Origin of the sequence: uncultured Thiohalocapsa sp. (assembly GCF_913062725.1) — a bacterium.
Taxonomy (GTDB): domain Bacteria; phylum Pseudomonadota; class Gammaproteobacteria; order Chromatiales; family Chromatiaceae; genus Thiohalocapsa.
This window is the reverse complement of sequence record NZ_CAJXWY010000010.1, coordinates 74,279-81,152: the sequence shown is the minus strand read 5'-3', so window position 1 is coordinate 81,152 and position 6,874 is coordinate 74,279. Positions and strand designations below refer to the sequence as shown.

At 68.8% G+C, this 6,874-nt stretch carries 6 protein-coding genes; 1 reads left to right on the top strand and 5 read right to left on the bottom strand.

Annotated elements, in window-relative coordinates; genetic code table 11:
• The coding region (locus QZ588_RS04360; RefSeq protein WP_295540294.1) for a methyltransferase dimerization domain-containing protein at positions 1-372 on the bottom strand (372 nt) is incomplete at its 3' end.
• Positions 373-400: 28 nt separating this feature from the next.
• On the bottom strand, positions 401-1,291 hold the full coding sequence (locus QZ588_RS04355; RefSeq protein WP_295540293.1) for a polyprenyl synthetase family protein: 891 nt from the start codon (positions 1,289-1,291) through the stop codon (positions 401-403).
• A gap of 431 nt (positions 1,292-1,722) precedes the next feature.
• Here QZ588_RS04355 and QZ588_RS04350 point away from each other — a divergent pair, with 431 nt between their 5' ends.
• The gene (locus QZ588_RS04350; protein WP_295540292.1) at positions 1,723-4,611 is read left to right on the top strand and encodes a cation-transporting P-type ATPase; all 2,889 of its coding nucleotides are present in this window, start codon (positions 1,723-1,725) and stop codon (positions 4,609-4,611) included.
• Between the two features lie 58 nt (positions 4,612-4,669).
• On the opposite strand, the gene QZ588_RS04345 is transcribed toward QZ588_RS04350, so the two are convergent.
• The 3 genes from QZ588_RS04345 to QZ588_RS04335 are packed head-to-tail and all read right to left on the bottom strand — an operon-like array spanning position 4,670 to position 6,841.
• Complete coding sequence (locus QZ588_RS04345) at positions 4,670-5,554, bottom strand: alpha/beta hydrolase (RefSeq protein ID WP_295540290.1); 885 nt, start codon at positions 5,552-5,554, stop codon at positions 4,670-4,672.
• Positions 5,547-6,572, bottom strand: a complete 1,026-nt coding sequence (gene nadE / locus QZ588_RS04340; RefSeq protein WP_295540288.1) for an NAD(+) synthase — start codon at positions 6,570-6,572, stop codon at positions 5,547-5,549. Before nadE ends, QZ588_RS04345 begins: the two co-directional genes overlap by 8 nt.
• Positions 6,569-6,841, bottom strand: coding sequence for an acyl carrier protein (locus tag QZ588_RS04335; protein ID WP_295540286.1), 273 nt, complete (start codon positions 6,839-6,841; stop codon positions 6,569-6,571). Before QZ588_RS04335 ends, nadE begins: the two co-directional genes overlap by 4 nt.
• Positions 6,842-6,874 lie beyond the last annotated feature (33 nt).

Sequence of the window (6,874 nt, the reverse complement as noted above, 5' to 3'; positions counted from 1 at the left end):
CATGGCGATGCCGAGCTTACCGAGACCGTAGCGAACGGTACCGGCCGCATCCTTGCCGCGGCGCTCCAGCAGATCGACGGCGACGCCGGCGCGCAGCAGGCGGTCTGCGGCGGCCATGTCCATCCCCATCTCCGGCGCCAGGTCGGCGGCGGTGCGGGGCTTGTCCGCCAGCTTGTCGAACAGCTCCAGCTCCACCAGCGCGAACAGGATCTGTGAATAGACGAAGCCGGCGGTGATGTCGAACAGGCCGCGGGCACGGCGGGCGGCCTCGCCGCGGGTGAGTGGAAAGTCCGCCGCCCAGCGCTGAAAGGCAGGACTCGCGAGCTTGGCATCGCGCCAGGCGCGCCAGCGGTCGAGAAAAGGAAGCTCCACAGGGCTTGGGTCCTCGTTGTTGGAGGTGCTAGGGCCTGGCGACTCGGGACGCTGCGCGCAGCTGCGCCGGCAGCAGACGCTCCATTTCCGCCTGTGCCATGGCGGCCAGCTTGGCGCGACCCGGGCAGTCTGGGATGGCATCGACGGCCGCCGTCAGCAGGTCTTCGAGCCTGGCGATGGCACCGTCGATGCCGAGCTGGCTGACGGCGCTCGGGCGCGCGTGGGTGGCGTCCTGGCCGATGGGCTTGCCGAGCGCCGCGGCATCGCCAGCGACGTCGCGCAGATCGTCCGCCACCTGATATGCCAGCCCCAGATGCTCGCCGAGGCTGCACCAGGGGGCCGGCTCCACGCCGGCGGCGGCAGCACCGGCCGCGGTGGCCGCCGAGAAGAGCGCGGCCGTCTTCTGCCGGTGGTACTGGGTCAGATCCACATCCGTCTCGCACTCCCAGGCCTGGCCGGCGACGATGCCGTGGCCGACTCCGACGGCGCGCGCGATGATCAGGGTGAGCGGCCCGAGCCGCTGCGGGTGCCCGCGGGTGTGCCAGGCGAGGTTCTCAAACGCCAGCACGATGAGCCCATCACCGGTAAGCAGCGCCAGTTGCTCACCATGCTGCGCGAACAGCCGGTGCACCGTCGGCGCGCCGCGGCGGGTGTCGGCGTCGTCGAAGACGGGCATATCGTCGTGCACCAGTGAGGCGCAATGCAGCAGCTCCAGCGAGGCCGCCGCGGCATCGGATACCGCCGGCACATCGTCACCGCAGGCGTCCGCCACCGCCAACAGCAGCCGCGGGCGGGCGCGCGAGCCCGGCGTCTGCACCGCGTGGCGCACGGCGCGGGCGAGCTTGGGTGGGCCATCGTCGGCGAGGCCCAGGCTGAGGGCCGCCGCGAGGGCCTGCTCGATGCGTTGTAGGGCGTCCATCGGCCATGCCTCCGCGCTGTTGGGACCACTGATGGGACTGGGCGCAATACGCGTTTTCGCAGGCGCGGGAGCCCCTGTCAGACGCGCTTGTCATGATTTGGTGTCAACCAAAATAGACAGCTGACACGGAGGCGTCAATGCCGCAGGCGGGCGCGGCTGCGGCGGGATCAAAGGCTTGCGACGGGGGCAGACGGCAACCAGCGTTTTGGCTGCGCTGGGTCAATGGGCGGTACCCGTGACATGATCGGTGCCGGCCCATGCCGAGACGACGGCGCGGGACGCGTCCATTGACCAGGGTCGTGGCGCGGGCTGATCACCCTCACCGTCAGCACAAGCCCGCGGCCGGCGCTGATCGGGCGGCGGTGGTGAGCACGCCGGCTGCGCACCGGTATCTTAAGTTTGACGTGGAGGCTTACAGTAGGGGAGGCGTCATGCGCGAAAGCGATATCCTGATCTTCGACATCATCGCCCTGGAATGGGTCGTCGGGCTGCTGGCGGTGGTGGCATTCGTCATCATCGGTGGCTTCGTGGGCTGGGGCAATCGCCGTGCGCAGCGTGTGCCGGCGACCAAGCAGCAACCGTCGGTTGGGCCCGCCTGGCATCACCTGGGCGCGGAAGATGCGCTCGACCGACTCGGCGGCGGCCCGGAGGGCCTAAGCCCGCACGAGGCCGAGCAGCGTCTGGCGACCCATGGCCCCAACCGCCTGCCGGAGGGCAAGACCCGCGGCCCGTGGCTGCGCTTTCTGGCGCAGTTCCACAACGTGCTCATCTACGTACTGCTGGCCGCGGGCATGGTGACGGCCCTGCTCCAGCATTGGCTGGACGCCGGCGTGATCTTCGGCGTGGTGCTCATCAACGCGGCCATCGGCTTCGTGCAGGAAGGCAAGGCCGAGGATGCGCTCAAGGCCATCCGCAGCATGCTCTCGCCCCACGCCATGGTCTGGCGCAACGGCCGGCTGGTGACGGTGGACGCCGCGGCGTTGGTCCCCGGCGATCTGGTGCAACTGCAGTCCGGCGACAAAGTCCCCGCGGACCTGCGCCTGCTGCGTGCCAAGGGCCTGCAGATCGAGGAGGCCGCGCTCACCGGTGAATCCGTGCCGGTGGACAAGGCGGTGGCTGCACTGGCGGCGGAGACGCCGCTGGCGGACCGGCGCTGCATGGCCTACTCCGGCACCCTGGTCACCCACGGCCAGGGCACCGGCATCGTCGCCGCCACCGGCGCGAGCACGGAAATCGGCCGCATCAGCACCCTGGTCGCCAATGTGGAGCAGCTGACCACGCCGCTGCTGCGGCAAATGGCCCAGTTCGGGCGCTGGCTCACGGCCGCCATCCTGGTGCTGGCGACGGTGAGCTTCGGCTTCGGCGTCCTGGTGCGCAGCTATACCGCCGCGGAGATGTTCCTGGCCTCGGTGGGCCTGGCGGTGGCGGCCATCCCGGAGGGCCTGCCGGCGATTATGACCATCACGCTGGCCATCGGCGTGCAACGCATGGCCGCCCGCAATGCCATCATCCGCCGGCTGCCGGCGGTGGAGACCCTCGGCACCGTCGGCGTCATCTGCTCCGATAAGACCGGCACCCTGACCCGCAATGCCATGACCGTCGCCGCCGTCGATACCGGCGAGCGGGCCTTCACGCTCACCGGCACCGGCTACGATCCCCACGGCGCCTTCATGCACGACGGCGCTGCGCTGCTGCGCCCGCAGGAGGACACCCGGCTCACCGAGATCCTGCGCGCGGCGGCGTTGTGCAACGACGCGACGCTGGAGCACGCCGAGGCCGATGCCTGGCGTCTGCACGGCGATCCCATGGAAGGTGCGTTGCTGGTGGCGGCGCTGAAGGCGGGGCTGGATCTGGAGGCACTGGCCAAGCGCTACCCGCGCACGGACCTGATCCCCTTCGAGTCCGGCCACAAGTTTATGGCGACGCTGCACCACAGCCATACCGGCGCATCCTTCATCTACGTCAAGGGCGCGCCAGAGGCGCTGCTCGACAGGTGCGCGACCCAGCGCAGCGCAGACGGCGATGCGCCGCTGGCGCGCACGGCTTGGGACACGCGCATGGAGGCCATGGCGGCGGCCGGCCAGCGGGTACTGGCGGTGGCGGTGAAGCCCGCCGAGCCGCACCGCTCGGAGCTGGACTTCGCCGATGTCGACGCCGATCTCACCCTGCTCGGGCTGTTCGGGCTCATGGACCCGCCGCGGGAGGAAGTCATTGCCGCCGTGCGCACCTGCCGCGATGCCGGCATCCGCGTGAAGATGATCACCGGCGACCATGCGGCCACCGCCCGCGCCATCGCCCGGCAGGTGGGGCTGACCAACCCGCACGAGGCGCTGCGCGGCGCCGAGCTGGATGCGCTGGACGATGCCACGCTGCGCCAACGCGCGCAGCAGGTGGACGTCTACGCCCGGGTCACGCCGGAGCACAAGCTGCGCCTGGTGCAACTGCTCCAGCAGGGGGGCGAGGTGGTGGCCATGACCGGGGATGGCGTCAACGATGCCCCGGCCCTGAAGCGCGCCGACGTCGGCATCGCCATGGGCATCAATGGCACCGAGGCGGCCAAGGAGGCGGCGGAAATGGTGCTGGCGGACGACAACTTCGCCTCCATCGCCAACGCCGTCGAGGAAGGCCGCACCGTCTACGACAACCTGCGCAAGGCGATGCTGTTCATCCTGCCCACCAACGGCGGCGAGGCCCTGGTGGTGCTGGGCGCCATCCTGTTCGGTTTCCACCAGTTCCCGCTGACGCCGGTGCAGATCCTGTGGGTGAACATGATCACCGCCGTCACCCTGGCGCTGGCGCTGGCCTTCGAGCCGCCGGAGCCGGGGGTGATGCGCCGACCGCCGCGCAACGCCCGCCAAGCGGTGCTGACGCCGCTGTTCCTGTGGCGCATCGCCTATGTCTCGCTGATCCTCACCGCCGGCACCTTCGGCCTCTTCCTGTGGGAGCAATCCCTGAGCGCGCCCATCGAGCAGGCCCGCACCGTGGCCGTGAACACCCTGGTGATGTTCGAGATCTTCTATCTGTTCAACTCCCGCTACATGACTGCATCGGTGCTGAACCGCCGGGGACTGCTCGGCAACCGCTACGTGCTCTACGCGGTGGGACTGCTGCTCCTGTTCCAGCTCGCCTTCACCTACCTGCCACCGCTGCAGGCCCTGTTCGGCACCGCCGCCATCGATGCCGGCGTGTGGCTGCGCATCGTGCTGGTCGCCGCCTCGGTGCTGTTCATCGTGGAGCTCGAGAAGGCGCTGGTGCGGCGGTGGCGATCGTCACCGCCGCCCGCGCTGGTTGCGTTTCGGCGTCGATTGCGGGGTGATTGACACAAGCTCCTGCGGCGCTGATATGGCGCTCGACGGCGGCACACATCAGGTTGCAGACTCAGGGCCCGGCGGCATCCGTGACGCCGTCGCCGCGCACGCTGAGCGCGGTCTCGACGAAGGCGAAGCTGCGCCGCAGCAGGTCGCCCAGGTCTGGCAGCAACCTCGGGTCGTAATGCCAGAAAGGTGGCCTGGGGATGGCGACCACCGCGCTCTCTGCCGCGCCCCAGGCGCCGTGCCCCGGTCGCCGGTCGAAGGCGAGTATCAGTCTGGGTCTGGAATCACCGGGCTCGCGCCCGGCGAAGACCAGGTCGGACGACTGCGTCCACAAGGCCTTACCCCAACGGTGGCCATCCACTTCGAGCACGCCCTCGCGCAGCCATTGCGCGATGAAAGCCTCGCGATCGGCGCCGGGACCGGCCTGCCCGCCCTGCAAGGCCTGGCCCACGACTTTGTGCCGCAGCAACTCGTGGAGCATGCTGCGCGCATCCGCGAACGGCCCCCAGGCCAGCAGCCCGTCGCCGTGCCCGTCGGCGAACAGCCGGGACGCCATCAGGGCACCGAAACGCAGACCGAACAGGATCCGCGGCGGCGATGCATCGGTGCGCGTGGCCTCGAACACGGTCGCCGTGTCGTCCGCCCAGTGCGCGAAGTCGAAGTGCTCGCAGCGGCCGCTGCTTTCACCCGTGCCACGATAATCGAAGCGGATGACTTCGATGCCCCGATGGGCCAGATGGCGCGCAAAACGCACCAGGGTTGTGTAGGCCAAAGTGCGCTCGAGGGCGAACGGCGAACAGAATAAGGCCTGCGCGCGCGGCGGCTCTTGGGTGCGGTGGTGCACGACGTAGAGCTGTTCGCCGCGGTGTGCCAGATAATCGTGGATCTCGGCGGCGGCCGGCGGCGGCATGGCCAGCAGCGTGTCGGCCGCAGTGCCGGGCTCAAGCATGGCGCTCGCCCTGTCCCGGCGTCGACCCGGCGGCGATGGATGGCACCGCCTCCACCAGCAGCGGCGGCATGTGCCCGTAGCGTGTTGCACGGCGCTTTGCGGTCAGATCCCGGAAGACCCGCTCCAGGACATCAGGCGCAAGTCCCGTCGCGCGTGCGACCTCCGCCGCCGACAGGCCGTGATCGAGCGCGCACAGGCACTGGTCCATTTGTTTCAGCGGCAGCGAAAAGTAGAACTCGTCCTGTCCCTGTGGCAAAGAATAGGTGTCGGTGGTGGGCTCCCGATCGATAATGACGCGCGGAATGCCGAGCCGCTCCGCCAGTGCATAGACCTGGGTCTTATAGAGATGCGCGATGGGCTTGAAGTCGGCGGCGCCGTCGCCGTTTTTGACAAAAAAGCCCTGATCGTACTCGAGGCGGTTCGGCGTACCGGCCACGGCATAATTGAGGCGGTCGGCGTGGTAGTACTCCAGCATCTTGCGCGTGCGCTGTTTGAAGTTCATCGCCGCGACGATGGCCTGATAGTCAGCCGCTGACAGCCTGCAGGCCCGCGCCCGGCCGCTCCCATCCTCGGCGATCAGCCGGAAACTGCGCAGTCGGTCGCCGGCCAGCGGATCCGAGGGCAGAATCTTGAATCGCCAGTGCGGCTCGTAGTCGGGCCAGAACTGGCGGATGGCCGCGTCGCGCCGGCGATAGCAGCCGCTTGCGGCGAGTGGCGCGCTGATGTCTTCAACCACCCAGTGCGCGCCCAAGGCCTCGGCGAAGGATTGGCCCAGCGCCAGGGATTCCGTCGACGCGGCGGCGTCGCCCTCGGGCATGAGCAGCAGGAGCACGCGCCCGGGACCGAGTGCCTCCACACACAAAGCCGCGGTGACGCTGGAGTCGATGCCACCGGACAGGCCGACCACGGCGCCGCGCTTGCGCAGGTGCTGGGCCAGTTGCCGGCGGATAACCTTCCCGATCCGCGCGATTTCGGCATCCGCATCGATGGCCAGGAGCTGATCGAGCCGATTCATCATGCCACCCTGGCTGCCTGCAGACAGGCCTGCTTGCGGACCACATAATGAGCGATCCGGTTGATGGAATCGAGGTTGGTGGGCAACAGCTCCGAGTCCGCCACCTGGATGCCGTAGGTGCCCTCCAGAAAGGCGACGAGCTCGAGCACACCGGCGGAGTCGAGAATACCCTCGGCGATGAGGGAGCCATCATCGCTGATGTCCTCGGCGGATCCGCCAAAGAGAAAATTTTCCTCAATGAACGCACGTATGTCTTTGGACAAATAATCCATCGATGCACCTCCAGTGATTGTGGGCCCTTGGTG

What these genes read in the sequence shown, in the direction of transcription:
- QZ588_RS04355 (WP_295540293.1), bottom strand. Translation starts at nt 1,291, where the DNA reads ATGGACGCCCTACAACGCATCGAGCAGGCCCTCGCGGCGGCCCTCAGC.
- QZ588_RS04350 (WP_295540292.1), top strand. Translation starts at nt 1,723, where the DNA reads ATGCGCGAAAGCGATATCCTGATCTTCGACATCATCGCCCTGGAATGG.
- QZ588_RS04345 (WP_295540290.1), bottom strand. Translation starts at nt 5,554, where the DNA reads ATGCTTGAGCCCGGCACTGCGGCCGACACGCTGCTGGCCATGCCGCCG.
- nadE (WP_295540288.1), bottom strand. Translation starts at nt 6,572, where the DNA reads ATGATGAATCGGCTCGATCAGCTCCTGGCCATCGATGCGGATGCCGAA.
- QZ588_RS04335 (WP_295540286.1), bottom strand. Translation starts at nt 6,841, where the DNA reads ATGGATTATTTGTCCAAAGACATACGTGCGTTCATTGAGGAAAATTTT.